The sequence below is a fragment of the Desulfobacterales bacterium genome (assembly GCA_029211065.1).
Taxonomy (GTDB): Bacteria; Desulfobacterota; Desulfobacteria; order Desulfobacterales; family JARGFK01; genus JARGFK01.
Map to the genome: position 1 here is coordinate 1 of JARGFK010000109.1, position 15,307 is coordinate 15,307.

Annotated in this window: 17 protein-coding genes; 2 read left to right on the forward strand and 15 right to left on the reverse strand. The window is 47.0% G+C overall.

Features of this window, described 5'->3' with window-relative positions; translation table 11 throughout:
- Positions 1–622: hypothetical protein (locus P1P89_18635; protein ID MDF1593529.1), on the forward strand; the 622-nt coding region annotated here is incomplete at its 5' end.
- Positions 623–640: 18 nt separating this feature from the next.
- On the opposite strand, the gene P1P89_18640 is transcribed toward P1P89_18635, so the two are convergent.
- The 4 genes from P1P89_18640 to P1P89_18655 all read right to left on the reverse strand — a co-directional run bounded on the left by P1P89_18640 (position 641) and on the right by P1P89_18655 (position 2,587).
- Complete coding sequence (locus P1P89_18640) at positions 641–1,123, reverse strand: glycosyltransferase (GenBank protein ID MDF1593530.1); 483 nt, start codon at positions 1,121–1,123, stop codon at positions 641–643.
- 344 nt (positions 1,124–1,467) lie between these two features.
- Positions 1,468–1,728, reverse strand: coding sequence for a hypothetical protein (locus P1P89_18645; protein MDF1593531.1), 261 nt, complete (start codon positions 1,726–1,728; stop codon positions 1,468–1,470).
- Positions 1,725–2,201, reverse strand: a complete 477-nt coding sequence (locus P1P89_18650) for a nucleotidyl transferase AbiEii/AbiGii toxin family protein (protein MDF1593532.1) — start codon at positions 2,199–2,201, stop codon at positions 1,725–1,727. Before P1P89_18650 ends, P1P89_18645 begins: the two co-directional genes overlap by 4 nt.
- Positions 2,198–2,587: a hypothetical protein gene (locus tag P1P89_18655; protein MDF1593533.1), complete on the reverse strand. Its 390-nt coding sequence runs from the start codon at positions 2,585–2,587 to the stop codon at positions 2,198–2,200. Before P1P89_18655 ends, P1P89_18650 begins: the two co-directional genes overlap by 4 nt.
- Positions 2,588–3,198: 611 nt before the next feature.
- Between P1P89_18655 and P1P89_18660 the strand changes: the two genes are divergently transcribed.
- Entirely contained in the window at positions 3,199–3,603 is a 405-nt protein-coding gene (locus P1P89_18660; GenBank protein MDF1593534.1) for a type II toxin-antitoxin system VapC family toxin, read from the forward strand.
- Between the two features lie 160 nt (positions 3,604–3,763).
- On the opposite strand, the gene P1P89_18665 is transcribed toward P1P89_18660, so the two are convergent.
- The 11 genes from P1P89_18665 to P1P89_18715 all read right to left on the reverse strand — a co-directional run bounded on the left by P1P89_18665 (position 3,764) and on the right by P1P89_18715 (position 14,897).
- Positions 3,764–4,978 carry a glycosyltransferase family 4 protein gene (locus tag P1P89_18665; protein MDF1593535.1) on the reverse strand — a complete coding sequence of 405 codons (1,215 nt, stop codon included), beginning with the start codon at positions 4,976–4,978 and terminating at the stop codon, positions 3,764–3,766.
- On the reverse strand, positions 4,975–5,841 hold the full coding sequence (locus P1P89_18670) for a class I SAM-dependent methyltransferase (GenBank protein ID MDF1593536.1): 867 nt from the start codon (positions 5,839–5,841) through the stop codon (positions 4,975–4,977). The genes P1P89_18665 and P1P89_18670 overlap by 4 nt, the downstream gene beginning before the upstream one ends.
- Positions 5,842–5,918: 77 nt before the next feature.
- Entirely contained in the window at positions 5,919–6,260 is a 342-nt protein-coding gene (locus tag P1P89_18675; protein MDF1593537.1) for a class I SAM-dependent methyltransferase, read from the reverse strand.
- Between the two features lie 282 nt (positions 6,261–6,542).
- On the reverse strand, positions 6,543–7,529 hold the full coding sequence (locus P1P89_18680) for a GDP-mannose 4,6-dehydratase (protein ID MDF1593538.1): 987 nt from the start codon (positions 7,527–7,529) through the stop codon (positions 6,543–6,545).
- A complete protein-coding gene (locus P1P89_18685) occupies positions 7,526–8,626 on the reverse strand; it encodes a glycosyltransferase family 1 protein (GenBank protein MDF1593539.1) in 1,101 nt (366 codons plus the stop codon). Before P1P89_18685 ends, P1P89_18680 begins: the two co-directional genes overlap by 4 nt.
- Positions 8,623–9,807 (reverse strand): glycosyltransferase family 4 protein, encoded by a 1,185-nt coding sequence (locus tag P1P89_18690; protein ID MDF1593540.1) that lies wholly within the window; start codon positions 9,805–9,807, stop codon positions 8,623–8,625. The genes P1P89_18685 and P1P89_18690 overlap by 4 nt, the downstream gene beginning before the upstream one ends.
- A complete protein-coding gene (locus tag P1P89_18695; GenBank protein MDF1593541.1) occupies positions 9,807–10,997 on the reverse strand; it encodes a glycosyltransferase family 4 protein in 1,191 nt (396 codons plus the stop codon). The genes P1P89_18690 and P1P89_18695 overlap by 1 nt, the downstream gene beginning before the upstream one ends.
- Positions 10,998–11,014: 17 nt before the next feature.
- Positions 11,015–12,160 (reverse strand): glycosyltransferase family 4 protein, encoded by a 1,146-nt coding sequence (locus tag P1P89_18700; GenBank protein ID MDF1593542.1) that lies wholly within the window; start codon positions 12,158–12,160, stop codon positions 11,015–11,017.
- Positions 12,161–12,213: 53 nt separating this feature from the next.
- Positions 12,214–12,888: a class I SAM-dependent methyltransferase gene (locus P1P89_18705; protein MDF1593543.1), complete on the reverse strand. Its 675-nt coding sequence runs from the start codon at positions 12,886–12,888 to the stop codon at positions 12,214–12,216.
- A 7-nt stretch (positions 12,889–12,895) separates the two neighbouring features.
- Positions 12,896–14,083: a glycosyltransferase family 4 protein gene (locus tag P1P89_18710; GenBank protein MDF1593544.1), complete on the reverse strand. Its 1,188-nt coding sequence runs from the start codon at positions 14,081–14,083 to the stop codon at positions 12,896–12,898.
- Entirely contained in the window at positions 14,064–14,897 is an 834-nt protein-coding gene (locus P1P89_18715; protein MDF1593545.1) for a class I SAM-dependent methyltransferase, read from the reverse strand. Before P1P89_18715 ends, P1P89_18710 begins: the two co-directional genes overlap by 20 nt.
- Positions 14,898–15,307: the final 410 nt, after the last annotated feature.

A 15,307-nucleotide genomic window follows, 5' to 3' on the forward strand; every position in this document is an offset into this window, starting at 1 on the left:
GCAAGGGATACGCTTTATTACCCTCAGACGTCGGTGTAAGAACATGGCGGATAAAATCGAGGCACTTGAGCCTTGGCAACGCATTCATATTCCCCATGCCAAAAGAAAGTATCCCAATCCGTTGGTCCATGAATCTTTGATCACGCTGAAAGATTATCAGGGCGATCTGCGACAGCTGATCCTTCGGGGAAACGGCCGTGAGAAGCCCGCTTTTCTTATTTCCAATGACTTCGACACACCATTGGAATTGCTGGTCGGCAATTACGCCAGAAGGTGGCGGGTCGAAAACGTTATCTCTGAGGCGGTCAAGTTTTTCAACCTCAATGCCCTTTCTTCCCCTATTCTGGTCAAGGTGCACTTTGATGTGATCATGACGATGATCGCTGATACCCTCTATACCATGCTGGCTCAGAAGCTTAGAGGATTTGAAAGCTGCGACGCCGCCAAGATCCACCGGCTTTTTGTCAAGGGAAAGGCGAATGTAATCCTTGAGGGAAACAAAATTACCGTCATCTATCCCCGAAAGGCGCATAACCCGATATTGCGATCCGTTCCTTGGCATAACTTACCACAAACCCTTTCGTGGCTTGATGGAGTCGATTTGGAACTTAAGTTCAGCTGACATGCAGGTCATAAAACTTTATAAAAATTGTCGGTTAAAACCGGTGCGAAAATCGGTGTTGAACATAAAACTGGAATCAAATCGGCTGATGATTTCCTTTGTTCCACCTACCGGAGTTCCTAAAACCGGAACACCTGAAGCCATCGCTTCCAGTGTCACCAATCCGAAACCTTCCAATTCTTTGGTCGGCAAAATAAACATGTCTGCCATCTGATAATAGTTCGGCAGAGATTCTTCCGGGATGAACCCTTCAAATCGGATACAATCATTGACACCCAACTGTTCGGCCATACGCGCTAACTGATCTCTGAGCGGTCCGGCGCCCCCGATCACCAGGTAAATGTCCGCAGCGTTTCTGACCACCAACTGCACGGCTTTGATTAAATTCTCCAGCCCCATGCGGGCGACCAGATTCCTGACCGTAAACAAAATTATTTTAGAGTCGGGTAATTTCAACGCTTGCCTGATTTTTTCCGTATCGTCGGTCGGCTTGAACCGCATTAAATCGACCCCCCCCCCCCCCCCCCGGGGGGGATAATCGAGATTTTCCCGGGCGGGATCCGGTAAACTTCTTTTAACTTATCCCGGGCAAACTGGCTGAGAACCATAATTTCAGCCGCATGTTTCAGCGCCCGCTTCTCTATCCATTTTCGGGTTTGAACATGCATGCCGTAGATCAGTCGCCCGGATAAATTCTCAGGTCTTTTATTTCGTGAAATATATTCTTCAAATGAGAGGGAATGGCAGATATAGATTTTTTTAATTTCTTTCGCATGCCGGGAGGTTATTACGCTTGCGGCTGAAAACGGCTGGTGGATGATGACGGCGTCAAAGCGGTTATGATTCTAAAGCGTTTCAAACAACTTTTTGCTGTTCTGCCAGGTCGATATCAGAAATGAAAAAGGGTTCGCGGGATTCACTTCATACCGCCATTCCCGGACCCCCTCAGCAAATGCTTCGCTATCCGCATGCGACGGGAGTCTGCGGGTCATCACGTGGACACCATATCCCCGATGAATCAGGCGAACGCTCTGTTCATATAAAACCCGCTCGGCGCCGCCGATTACGTTTGCAATCGAAACGTCTGCAACAAAAAGGATGTTCACCTGTTGGCCATTTTAAATGTGTCAATCTTATTGATGACAAGCCGTTTAAAATCGTCCAGAAAGCTTGTCTTCATCCAGTTTCTGTAATCGTGTCCCAAAAGCTTTCCTGTATCACGATATATTTTTTTGGGATTGGCGGCTTTGACCTTATCTAAAACAATTTGATAAAAACTTAGCTCGTCGCCACAGGCGTTAATAATCATTGATTCTTTCAAGGGATAACCATTTTTAAGAATAAACCATGCGTCAAAAATATCCCTACCGGCTTGCCGCTCAATAAAGGTCAGCAACTTTTCTGTCATTAAAAAGGAAGGTTCAAGAGTAAGAATTGCCACACCCCTGAGGGACAAAATTGTTGTATCTAACTCTTTCTCCCGTGTGGAGACTTCAATCTTTACATGAAAATTTCTTTCCGGCCCCGGAAATCGAAGCTCCAACAAAACCGTATAATATTTTGTAGCTGCATCGGTTATCTCCCATTTTTTCTTTTTAAAAATGGTATCATTTTTTTCACTGTGGCAGGGTAAGACAAAGAATAATATTCAAGCCGTTCGTTATCAAGTTTGTCCATATTTATGTCTTCCGGAAGCAAGTCCGCCAGGCCTTTGCTTTTCATATAAAGTGTATCCAAAAGAGCCTTTTCAGGCTCTGAAATAAAAAAGTCATCAATCTTTTTTTGCCCAAAACGGAAAAGAGACGGATTAATTTGCCGATATATGAAATCGGTATGATCGATTTTATATCGATAACTTCCCAAACCAACAGAAAAAATCATCTGCGGGTCCTGAACAATAAGCCCCCAGTAATTGAGAGCCGTTTCAAGTGAGACCACCGATGGCTGATAAAGCGCGTTTGCCAAGGCAAAAAGAGAATATTTCCGGCCGGCAAGAACAAAGAGATTGCGACAAAGCCTTGTAAGCACACCCCTTCTAACGAGCCTGGAAGCAGTGGTTCTGGCGCTTTCTCTGGTTATGTTAAAGGTGGCCTGGAGAGATGAAATCGAAAAAAACGAGCCTTCGGCGTTTAACAATTTGGCGAAATTATTCTTAGCCATAAATTCACGTTATGAAATAATAAATAGTTCTGTTTATTATTTCATAACGTAATAGTATATGTTTGTCAATGGACATTCAAATACATACAGCGGGGGGTTCCCAATTTTTTAAGTTGACTATAGGCGTTGACATGGTATTTTAAAATAAAAAATTAAAAGAAAACTGGAGGGACAATGCTGGAACAGGTAACAATTTCAAAATTTAAGGCAACTTGCCTTCGACTTTTGGATAACGTAAAAAAAACAGGCCGACCTCTTCTGATAACTCGCCGTGGAGAACCGATTGTTATGGTAACCCCTCCGCCCCCGCCTCAAAAGCCAGAGTCATGGTTAGGGTCTATGAAAGACACGGTTAGAATTTCCGGGGATATTATTTCACCTGCCCTGAACGAAAAGGACTGGGAGGCATTACAAGATTGAAATTCTTACTCGACACACATGTAATTCTATGGAGTGCTGCTGAGCCTGAGAAGTTACCCTCTAAGATTGCTGAAGAATTGAAAAAAGAATTAAATGAACTCTGGTTTTCCCCTATCAGTGTTTGGGAAATCTTACTGCTTGCTGAAAAGGGGCGAGTGGTTATAAAGGCTGATCATGAAAAAAGCATACGAAAGATGTTTAAAAAACTCCCCTTTCGAGAAGCGGCAATAAATCAGGAAGTGGCAATCCAAAGCCGTAAAATTAATCTTCCGCATCAGGATCCTGCCGATAGATTCCTGGCAGCAACAGCCATTGTATACGATCTTACTTTAGTTACCGCAGACAGACGGTTAATTGATGCCAAGAGTTTTTCAGTTCTCCCGGTTCAAATCTGCCCTTAACCCCTTATCTTTCTTGCAATCGCCTCCAGTGAAGGCCCTCAAAGAACGCTTCCGCCTGAAAATAAAAATATGGATTCAGACCGACGCCCACGGTTCATTACATGATATCATGTTCCGAGATATTCTATTCTATATGGACGTGGCATATGGTAACCTTAAGCTATAAATGTTTTTCCAATTCTTCGACATGCTTGTCCCAGGAATAATTTTCTTCAACAAAAGATCGACTCTTTTTTGAAATCTCCTTCCAGATATGGGGTTTGTTTTTAATGATATAATATTTCTCTTTTATCAAATCGGCAATTGATTCCGGCGTCGAATCCTTGAACATGAAACTGGAATCAAATCGGCCCATAATTTCCTTTGTTCCGCCAACCGGGGTTCCTAAAACCGGAACGCCCGAAGCCATCGCTTCCAGGGTCACCAAACCAAAACCCTCCAATTCTTTGGTCGGCAGAATAAACATGTCTGCCATCTGATAATAGTGCGGCAGAGTTTCTTCCGGGATGAACCCTTCAAATCGGATACAATCATTGACGCCTATCTGTTCGGCCATTTTCGTTAACCGCCCGTTGAGCGGTCCGGCGCCACCTATCACCAGATAAATATCCGGAGCGTTTCTAATCACCGATTGCATGGCTTCGATTAAATTCTCCAGCCCCATGCGGGCGACCAGATTTCTGACCGTAAACACCATTATTTTTGAATCCGGCAATTTCAACCCTTGCCTGATTTTGTTCTTATGATCGGTCGGCTTAAACCGCAGCAAATCTACTCCGCCCGGAATGATCGAAATTTTCTCGGGAGAAGTCCGGTAAACTTCTATCAATTTATCCCGGGTAAACTGGCTGAGCACAATAATTTCAGCCGCGTGCTGCAGTACCCGTTTCTCCATCCATTTCCGGACATGAACCTGCATCCTATAGAGCAGCCGTCCGGACACATTCGCAGGTGTTTTATTTCTGGATATAAATTCTTCAAATGAAAAAGAAAGGCAGAGATAAGTCTTTTTTATTTCTTTCGCACTCCGGGATGTTAACACGCCTGCGGCTGAAAATGGCTGATGGATGACGATGGCGTCAAAACGATTATGTTCCTGAAGCGTTGCGAACAGCTTTTTGCTGTTTTGCCAGGTGGACATCAGAAATGATAAGGGGTTCGCGGGGTTGACGCCATAGCGCCATTCCCGGACCCCCTCAAGAAATGCTTCGCTATTCCCATGCGACGGCAGCCTGCGGGTCATCAGATGAACACCATATCCCCGTTGGGCCAGACGAACGCTCTGTTCATATAAAACCCGCTCGGCGCCGCCGATTACGTTTGCAATCGAAACATCGGCAACAATCAGAATGTTTTTTTTGCCAGATCGGTTCATCTTGACGCACCCGACGCGTTATCTTTATATGCGATTACATCCAATGAAGTGCCCAATAAAATACTATTAAAACTGACGGCTTGAACCAATTTAGAGAAATAATAAATCATACTTTTTACGCTTTGGGCGATAACGGGGCTAAAAAACAGCCGGTGCGGGTCTCCTGCCGAAGGTCTTGAATTGAAAATTGAAATTTTTGAGAAGCCTGCGTCCTTCAGCAGCTTTTCAACAAATCGGGGCGTAAGGGAATAATGATGGAAGATTAAATACCTTTGAATCCCTTTCCCAAGTCCGCAGAGGGATTCCGTCCGGAAAATGTGATAATGCAAAAACCCGTTTGGAATACGGATAAATATAATTCCTCCGGATTTCAGCAGCTCCCTGGCACGCCAGATTTCGTGCCACGGCGCAGCGCAATGGTCCAGAACATTGATAAGGGTAATGACGTTAAACCGATCATTACCTCTATATTCCTGCAGGGTGCCGTAAAAGATATCGAGCCCTTCCCCTGCGGCCACATGGATGGCATCGGATGATGGTTCGATCCCTTTCGCCCGCCAGCCCTTTTGCCGGGCTCTGACGATAAAATGCCCGCAGCCGGTTCCGACATCCAGCAGCAACCCGATCCCCTTTCTTTTTTCAAGAATATCAAGGATACGATCGTACAGTATATCCCTCGATCCGCCGACCTGGTCGATCCCGCAGGTGTTGAAATATTCATCCCGGTAAGTCGCCAGCACCTCCTCAGATGTTGCCGGATGGTCCTGGTAAATCAGATCACATGCCGAACAGCGGCCATAGGGTCTGCCATGCACATGGATTTTTAATTTTCCGAAAGAATCGCAATAGGGGCATTTTCTCATATTAACCGAGCTGAAACGCTGTGCTTCTTAACCGTTGAGGTCTGGTCAGGGTTCTTACTCAAAAACCGTCTTTTTCATTATTGCAACGTCTTTACGGTGATTGGCTTATCGGGAACCGCAAAGACAAACAACCCATTTGGTTTTAATATCCGGTGTATCTCCTCGAGATATTTTTTGGGGTCATCAACATGTTCCAGCACATGCCACATCGTCACAACATCAAATGAATTCTCATGAAATCCGGCATTGGACAGTTTCCCGCAAAAAATATCGATGTTCAGCAAATCAGCGGCTTGTTTGGCTGCAAACATCGAAAATTCGGTTCCGCTGACCCGCCAACCCTCTTTTTGGACGACTGCCAGAAAAGAACCTTCACCGCATCTCACATCCAATAAATGACCGCCTTTTTTGACCCTGATGATTCCTGCTTGCCCTTCTTTGCCACATCCCTATGCGCTTATGCTTTTGCTTGTTCAGCCATTCCTTATAATATCCGTCATCGTATTTTTTTTAACGCCGCGCGGTCAGGCTGCGGATGGACAAACACGAGGGAACAATTGTTGCACTTAAAAACGCTGCAAGGCTGCTGGTCATCTTCAAGCGTCTTAAAATTACTTTTCCCGCATAAATTATATTTAGGGTTCATACAGGCTCTTTGGAAAACATACAATTTTGCCGGCGGGCCGGGGTTTTCGGCCGGACTAAATTCCCGCTCCACCCGGAGAATACCATTTCATGTCGCCGTCCACCATTTCTTTAACCAGTTCATCGAATAGGACGACGGGCTTCCAATTTAATTTTTCACGGGCTTTGGCTGAATCTCCTTCAAGAATATGAACTTCCGCGGGGCGATATAAGTTTTCGTCAACAACCAAATAATCCTGATAATCCAGACCGACATAACTGAAAGCGACTTCCAGAAATTCTCTGACAGAGTGAGACTCTCCGGTTGCGACCACATAATCCTCGGGTTCATCCTGCTGAAGCATGAGCCACATGGCCCTGACATAGTCGCGGGCGTGCCCCCAGTCGCGTTTTGCCTCAAGATTGCCGAGCCGGATTTCTTTTTCAATTCCCAATTTTACTTTCGCGGCCCCCGACGAAATTTTTCGCGTAACAAATTCAGCCCCTCTTCGGGGGGATTCATGGTTGAATAAGATTCCCGAAAGCGCAAACAGACCGTACCCCTCTCTGTAGTTGCGGGTCAATTCATATCCTGCCATTTTGGATATTCCATACGGCGAACGGGGATGAAAGGGTGTGTTTTCATTTTGAGGTGTTTGTTGAACTTTTCCAAACATCTCGCTGGAAGCGGCGAAATAAAAACGACAGTCTGGGGCTTGCCGTTTAATGGCGGACAGGATGTAGTGAGTGCCGTTGAGATTCGTATTGATGGTCGAAAACTCATCTTCAAATGAATAGGAAACATAACTCTGGGCGGCCAGATGATAACATTCGTCCGGTTTGATCTCGGAAACGGTGTTAAAGATGCTGGCATAACTTTCCATGGAAGCGCTATGGATATGAAGTTGATCCTGGAGGTGGCGAAGACGCCACATACGAGCCTGAGGGTGCTCAAGGGCCACCCGCCGAACGATCCCATGAACTTCGTACCCCTTCTCAAGCAGCAGTTCCGAAAGATAACTTCCGTCCTGACCGGTGATCCCGGTGATAAGCGCCTTTTTCATTTCTTTCCCTCCAGAACTTCTTCAATATCAGCGATATGGTTTTTCCAGCCTTCTCTACCTTGTAAGGGCTTAACCCATTTTAACCCTTTGTCTATATAGGTTTTACGCTCACTTTGATCTTCCAATTTATCAAATGCCTCTAACCACGCCCGAGAGTCTTCTGGGTTTGCCACCAACACATTTTCCCCGGTGGTTTCAACCAATACCTGGATGTTGCTTACAATAGCCGGAACGCCGCAGGCCATGGCCTCCAAAGGTGGATAGCCATATCCTTCAGCTGTAGAAGGTTGTGCAAGACAAAAAGCAAATCTTATGAGCGAGGGTAGATCTTCTTCCTCAACATACTTCACCCATACGGCCTTGGCTTCAGGATAACGCCTTTTCCAGTAATTCTGACTTCTCTCTGAAACCCCAACAAATACCAATCTTCTGGACATATTATCTGATATTCGTAACAGCACACCAGGATTCTTATGAGACAGCCCATTGCCAACAACCAAAATATATCCAGGTTGAAGATCATATTTTTTCAGAATTCCATATTCATTCTCTTCTCTTTCCACAGTGAATCTTACATCTATACCAAGGGGTCTAACTTTCGGGTTTTTTCCTACAAAACCTATCAGGTTCTTTGTCTCTTCCATGCTCCATAAGGAATCGTACCAGGTAAGATCTGCCCTTTTAATGGCGTTCTTGACCCTGTGCATATCGAGAAAGACCTTGACCCGTCTCCTGTAAGCAGGGTGTGTCAGGTCAAGAACGTCATGGACGATATTAACGGCGGAGCAGTGACAACCAAACAGGGGCAGCTTTGGATACGGGCTAAAATAAAGTTTAAAATCCGTTTTTGATAAATGAGCTAAAGCCTTCTCTGTTTTCAAAAAAGACTTGGGGATCTCCTGGACCCTGATTTTTTCAAGGTTCCTAACACTTGAAGGAATGGCGCCTGCCATATGTGTGGCAAGAACAATTTCATCCACAACAGGACTCTCTGCCAAGGCCTCAACTATTCCTTTCAGGACTCTTCCTATTCCAGTAAATCTACCGAGAACGAACTCGCGAGCGTCTACGAGGACTCTTTTGCGAACAACCCTCATGGTCCCCCCCCGGACAACAGCTTAGAATAAACCCCTTCAATCGATCTTGCGTGGGACTGCAGATCAAAGTTCTCCATCGCCCTCTTTCTGTTCTTTTCGGCCAAACGACTTCTCAGCCTCGCGTCTTCCGTTAACTTAATAATAGCAGAAGCCATTCCCTCCAAGTCATTGAAATCGACAAGAATTGCGTTAATGGCATCAGTTACGGCCTCTTCAATCTCGCCTATTCTGGAGGCCAAGACCGGCAATCCTACGCTCATGGCCTCTAAAAGCGATCTGCTGAAGCCTTCCCTTGAGGAGGGCAAAACAAAGACATCGAGCCCGGAAAAAACGTTTCTGATGTTCTCGTAAAAATCACGAAAATGGACATGACCGTCCAGGCCCATGTCCGAAACAAGCCTGCGGATCATTGCATAATATGCGAGATCCACTGTTCGCCCAATGATCAGGACCTTTACCGGAAGACCCGGTTTTCTTTGTATTGCTCTGATCAGTCCTTTCAAAAAGAAGTCCTGACCCTTAAGCGGCAAGATGCTTCCCACGATACCGAAAAGAATTTCGTCCTTTACGCCTAGTTTCTCTCTGAACCTCTGTCTCGCTATTTGGTTCCTTTTGAATTTCCTGGTATCCACACCGTTATATACCACCACGGTCCTGTTTTTTATCCTGTTCCCGAATCTACCAAACCGCGTAACCTGGACCCCCCTTGAAACACACACTATGATTCCGGCCAGCAAAGCAAGGAATCCGTCATAGAAAAAAATGTCTCTGATGGTCTCGCGCACGTGCCATATAACCGGAATACCCAGCATGCGACCTGCAAGCCCTCCGTAAAGGCAGGCTCTAGACCCGTTCACATGCAAAAAATGTACCCCGCTACCCCTGATAATCCTCACAAGCCTGAAAAGCGAGCCAAAAGGAGCTCCTTTTGGCATTCGCCTGAGGGAAGGAATACTGCATGAGCGGACAGTAATACCGAAACTCCTCAGCTGGACGGCAATCTCGCCCTCTTCAGGCACCAATGCCACGGGATCAATACGCCTCCTGTCGACACTCCTTATGAGTTCCAAGAAACTGATCTCTCCTCCTCCCAAAAAGAAGGAATGATTGAAGAGATATGCCACTCTAATAATACCCAACGCCCCTCCCTTGTCTCCTTTGCCCGTCTGCCGGTTCTCCATCAGGGGAGGCTCTCCCCGAACGCGGCCGATTCAAGTACCGACTCATACTGTCCGGCAATGGCGTCCCAGAGGAACAGCCGCTTCACCTTCTCGTATCCTCTCCTTCCCATCTCTTCCCGCTGGGGCCTGTCCCTGATCAGCTCCAGGACCGCTTGAGCAAAGGCCCGGTGGTCAAGAGTGGGTACAAGGAGGCCGGTGTGACCGTTGTCGACGACCTCCCTTATTGCCGTATTTGATACCGATACCACGGCCTTTTCATAGTTCATGGCCTCGGCCAAGACAATCCCGAATGTTTCGAACGTGGAGTGAAACAGGAACAGGTCCGCCGCCATCTGATACACGGGTATCTCGCCGTCGGGAATGAATCCGGGAAAGATCACCCTGCCTTCAATCCCCAGTTCAACAGCGAGGCATTTAAGACGTTCAAGATCCTCTCCCTTTCCACCTATGATCAGACGCGCTTCCGGTTCACGGGTAAGGATCCCGGGCATGCTTCTGATGATAACGTCGATCCGCTTGAGGGCGTCCACCCGCTGCAACGCAAATAGAACCGGGGCCTTTCGGGGTATGTCAAACCTCGCTCGAAAAGAGGCCAGCTGTTCATAAGAGACAGGGACCGGCTCCTCGACTCCGTTATAGATTACATGGCCGTGATGGGAAGATGAACCGTAGATAACGTCCCGGCAGTATCCTGACACGAAAGTCATATCCGCACAGCCAAGGCCGACGAACCTGTGCCAGTATTTCCACAAGGGCGGGACCCCGGGTCCTGGCACATCGCGGCCGTTATATGTGATGACGCAGGGAACTCTGAGAAATCTCTGGGCGTAAAGGCCCGCAAGACCTGTGGGCATTACATAGTGGACGTTCATAACATGGGGCCTGAATTCCCCCGCAGCCCGCTTTACGGCCGAAACGGCCGACAGGGAAAAGGGAGGAATCAGTCCGCGGGTAAGTCGGTGTCCCCTCACCCTGAACATGGTCAGCCTGTCATGATAGCGGCTTACCTTAAAATTTATCAATCTGTCATATTCCTTCGAACTGCTGCTCTCCAGAATCTTTTGGGACAGGTGAGGAGTCAGAACCAGGACGGTGTGACGCCGGGCGAGCCTGCGAAAAACCTGAAGTATCACCAGTTCGGCACCGCCGAGGGCTGGAAGGAATGTGGGTGTCAGCACAAGGATGCGCATGTTACCCCCGTTGATTATTAAAGTGATCGCCTTTTCCGGACCACAATGTCCTGAAAGAAGTCCTTTGTCTGCACGGCTATCCCCGGCCACTTATAATGCCCTGCAAGCTCCCTGGCACCCTTTTCCAGCCTACCCAGCAGCGCCTGATTCTCAAGTACATCGCTCACAGCCCCGGCAAGGGCTTCCGCTTCATCGGTTTCGGGCCAGATCATGTTTTCTCGGTTTTTAAAAAGCCTAACAGGCACGGCGGGTCTGGTGGTGACTACGGCCTTGCCATGGGCCAGGGCCGCCATGAGGCTGCCGCGCCTATCGCTCACGCCCGAATCGTAGGGCAGTAGAGCCAGGCGGCTTCCATCGAGAAGAGCGGATACATCCTGGGCCGGAATCCTGCCGGTCCATATGACTCGCCCTTCTATTCCGAGCTTGGAAATCAGCCTTCTCTTCTCATCTATATATTCGGGGACATCCGAGATGCCTCCTCCTATGACCAGAAGCTGGATTTGATGCCCCCTTTCCAGGAGCATGCGGGTCGTCTCAAAAAGGATGGTCATGCCCTTACCCTGATAGGACATGCCGAAGTATGCGAGCACCGGCATCTCAGGGTCCAGCCCGTATCGTCGCGAAGCCTTATGAAAGTCCTCTGAAGTGCCTTCGGGTTCAATGTTCGCCCCTATGGGGATATGCCTTGTCTTTCGAAGAAAAGGACGCAGATATCTCTTCAAGAGATACATTATCTCAGAATTGGTGGCTATAATGCCGTCCGCACCGCAAAGAAAAGAAAGGGCCATCGGATAATTGATTCTGGGACCTCCCCACAAGGTGTGAAAGCTAACGCACGTGGCAAAACGCCTGGTCATCCAGGACCAGGCAATCCTGAAAACGGGATCGTACATGGGAGGTGAATACTGAAGATTTATCATATCCACGCCATAGGCCATCAGCACCTTCGAAATTCTTTTTCTGACCCCGTGCGTCCAGGGTCTTTGGAATTTTAAGACTTTTACGGGGCCGTCCATTCCGTCGCCTAAATAGGCGTCATCCGTCACCACAAAGATCTCCCAGCCCTTGTCTGAAAGGTGCCTGCACAGGATTTGCGTGTAGTGTGAAACTCCTCCCTCCTGACGTGAAGGAGGGTAGTTTGTACAGAATACCGCTATTTTCATGCCGAGTGTATTTATGCCCTTCTTGGCCTAAAATTAATCAATTCCCTCTCCTGTTATTTCTTTCTGAAAACACACAGGTAATTGCATATAAATGAATTTTCGCCTGTTTTATTGTCCAGACACAACGAGAGCCTCTGTACCAGATACGAAATCCCTTCAACTACCCTTCTTGTCACTGGGACCCTGTGGATTTTGTGTATATGTGCTGCAATGCGATTCCCCCAGAACAGGAATTCACCGCCGGCAGGGACAATGTGAAGCGTCTCGAATTCATGTTTCTCGGCGATTCTTTTCAGGGAGTGTTCAGTAAACCTGAAGAAATCATAAGGTGTTTCATGAATTGCCACCAAAAGGGGGGATACCAAGTAGAGGTGCGCACCCTTCTTGAGCACTCTCCAAGCCTCATCCATAAGCTGATCATATTCGAAAATGTGTTCAATTACAAAAGAGCAGAAAACGGTGTCCACAGATGAAGCCCTTACCGGCAGGTTCAGGCAATCACCGTATATATCAATGGTCTCCGCCCGCTCTCTGAGATTTCCTCTTTTAATTTTAGAAGGGATGTCCACGCCAAGGTAATGCCTTACTTTACCTTCAAAAACCTCCTGAAACGGTTTTGTTCCACAGCCGATATCCAAAAGGGTTCCTGATGCGCAGTCTTTATAACGATCCAGCACCACTCTCACTTTTTCAAATATCGACCAATGCGCTGAAGACTTTGATATCATTAGCTTTCTATAAATCTCCAGTCAGCTTCTTGAAAAGAGACAAAAGCGGCCCCATATGAGCCTCAACACTGAAGCGATTTTTCGCAAAAACCCTCGCCTCCTCCCCCATTCTTTTTGCGGCCTCTGGGTTCTCTATAAGGAAGTTGATCTTCTCTGCTATCGCACCCTCATCCCCGACCTTTACAAGAAATCCGTTTTCTTCATGATTGAGCCAGTCCGATATGCCGCCAACATTGCAGGCTATAACCGGACGCTGGTAAGCCATGGCTTCGATCCCCACAATACCGAAGGGCTCGGGCCACACCGAGGGTACCACCGCTATTGAGCACTCGCGGTATAGACGGTCCAGCCTGTCGTGGGAAAGCCATCCCTTGAAGTCGATGCGCTCGGATAGGCCCAAGTCTTTTCCAAGGCCTTCGAGTCCTTTCAAATCGGGCCCGTCCCCCACAATTATCAACCTTGCCCTTTGATGAACCGAAGATAATGCCTTTATGAGATGGTGCATCCCCTTTTCCTTTATGACCCTTCCCACACAGATTATTAAGGGTTCAGCGTTAATGGGAGGGTAATCCACGGAATCGGGAGCATGGGTGAAGTACGGTATAATGCTGATCCTGTCTTCCTCAAATCCGTTTTGTAGAAGCATGGATTTCATGAAGCTGCTTGCAACCACCATGTGGCTCCTCTGTCGATGCATCCTTACTATCCTTTTGGAGTTACGGAGCAGCCGGAAGCCTTTGAAGGGGTCTCTGGGCATGCATCTGTATTGATAGGCATGTATCTGACAGGAATATCCCAAAGGATAGCCACAGAGCCTGCCCTCTGATTTGAGCGTTTTGCGGCCGTCGGGACAAATCAATTTGTAGCCGTGGGCGAATCGAATTGAAGGCTTCCGCCTTGTCACAAAATCTATCAGTGCGGCATTCAACACCTGATGAACAAAAACCAGATCAGGGTCATATGATTTAAAAATCTCTTTTACTTTCTCAATCTTTGTATCCAGATCACCGCATGCCACCCGGGTGATCCCTTCAATATGTCGAGCTTCTTCCTTTGAAAAAGCATCTTCAGGTGCACGATCGCCGTATATAAGGAGGTTCTGGTGTCCCCGTGATCCCAATTCTTTGAACAGCTGTCCCAGGTATTGCTCAATTCCTCCACCCGAAGCGGCACCATTAAGATGCAAAATTTTCATCTGTACCCTTTTGAAAGACAATCACAATATTCTTCAGAAAGTAATGACCCCACCGCGTTTCAAGTTTTCCCCAAAGCGCATTGTAAAGCCCTGCCATCGTCTGAAAAGGAGGAAAAACCCTTAGCGGTGTTCTCCTTCGAATCTTATTCAACAGGTCTCTTAACACAAAGGCGGGTTCTCCCCAGGATTTCCAGTATTGAGAGCCAAAGACATTTTTTTCAATGAGCCCCAGATTATTCCCGATTTGCTTCAGATCCCGGTAAGAGAACTCCTTTTCCCAGCCCAGAGCCCATTTCCCCTCTCTCATTAGTCTTTTTTTCATCACGGTATAACCGGTGTATTTTTGAGGAACGTTTACAATAAGGATACCACCGTTACGCAAAACCCTCACCTGTTCCGCAATGACCGCTTCAGGGTCCTTAAAATGCTCCACGAGCCCCTGGCTGAACAATATGTCTACTGTTTCGCTCTTCAAGGGGAGCATGAGAGTGTCTCCCACAAAAAGAACCATCAGATTTCCAAAATCCCTACAGATCTTCAAGGCTACCTGAATGCTTTTTTCCGAGATGTCAGACCCCACGGCCGTGATTGTTCTATTCCTTTTCTTGATCAAATTGATATCAATTCCCGTTCCGCATCCAATCTCCATGACCATCGGGGCCTCCGTCCTGCTGATATATTTTTGAATGATATCGTAGTACTCCTTCCTGTCGGCCATCCGGTTAAGAACAGTCTCATCAGAATCATCCCTCGCCAGATGATCAAGCCATATTCGATCATACTCCGATGTCAGCTTTCTCTGCATGTCTGTCATATTTTCAACGCCTTAATATGAGACCTTTATCTTAGAAATTAAGAACAGCGTCCTCCAATGTGTGATATGTTTAAGTTCGCCAAGAAAAAAATAACACACACAAGAAGGACGCTATGAGAAAGAGCGAAACAAAACAATATCTAAAGTCAGATATATCACCTGCCCCGTAGCATACCTTTGACACTTATTTTCATGTCAATAGAATACTCCGAATAATTGATCAATTATACCCGTTTTATCTTTCCTTATGAAACGGGGTAAAAACCGTATTTCGGGCTCAGCCATCTGCACGATCACGCGTATAGGGCCAGATTTACAACCATTATAAAAAAATAAAGTGGGTATGCACTTTACTCAACCGACCACATGGTGTAGTATGCGGTTATGGAGGAGCCAAGACACCCTGTTGC